At 59.1% G+C, this 1,052-nt stretch carries 1 protein-coding gene; it reads right to left on the reverse strand.

From position 1 onward, the window contains the following. Positions 1 to 1,052, reverse strand: a 1,052-nt coding sequence (locus D6B98_RS39620) for an AMP-binding protein (RefSeq protein ID WP_164719179.1), incomplete at both ends; no start/stop codon positions are given.

Here is a 1,052-nt window from a genome sequence, read left to right on the forward strand (position 1 = left end):
CAGGTACACCCGCGTGTTGGCAATTGGACGCCCGATCGGGACCACCGACCCATTGAAATCAGCCGGGCAAGTCCAGAACGTCGCGAAGGTGGTCGTCTCGGTGGGCCCATAGCAGTGAATGAGACGTACGGGGCCCTTTTCTTTCAACAATCTTAGAAATGAGGCAAGATCACCGCGCTCACCCCCACAGAGGAGGTGCTTCAGTTGCGCCAACTTCGGAGCAATCGAGGATGTATATTGGTTGAATAATGCTGTTGTCAGAAACAGTGACGTCACCCGATGCTGTTCAAGCGCCCGGGCAACACTAGCAGTATCCCTGACCGTGGCCGCATGCATGGCAACAATGCAACCACCGTTAAGCAACGGTGCCCATACCTCGAATGTGCTTGCGTCGAAGGAGGGATTGCCAGCCCATGCCACCCGATCTCCTGCATCGATCTTCACATACCCACTGTTGATCACGAGCCGGTTGACGGCACGATGAGGAACAACAACTCCTTTGGGAAGGCCAGTTGAGCCGGAGGTGTACATGACGTAAGCGGCGGTTTCAGCGCTCAACGCCAGCCCAGGATCGGAACTACATTCCGTGCCAGCTATGAGCGGCTCAATAGCACGAACAGGTATGGTCGCCTCAACGAGATCATCCCCGCAAAGCACCAAGCGTGCAGCACAATCGGCCATCAACAATTCTTGTCGCGCCACCGGAAGGGCGCGATCGATCGGTACATACACCCCGCCCGCCTTCAGAACCGCCAGCTGTGCCACCACAAGAGCGGCGGAGCGGTCCAGCACGGTGGCAATGCGATCCCCAGGTTTGACGCCGAGAGCGATCAGGTGATGTGCCAGGCGGTTGGCCCTCGCATTGAGCTCGCCATAGCTCAGCCGCTCATCACCGCAGACCACCGCCACCGCATCCGGCGCCTTGTGCACCTGCGCCTCGAACAGCTCGTGGATACACCGCTCCGCAGGATATGGCGCCGCCGTTCGGTTCAGCTCCTCCAGCAGATAGGTGCGCTCGGCAGTCGACAGCAGCTCAATCCGGCGGACCTCTT

Source organism: Bradyrhizobium sp. LVM 105 (assembly GCF_003957705.1).
Lineage (GTDB): Bacteria > Pseudomonadota > Alphaproteobacteria > Rhizobiales > Xanthobacteraceae > Bradyrhizobium > Bradyrhizobium frederickii.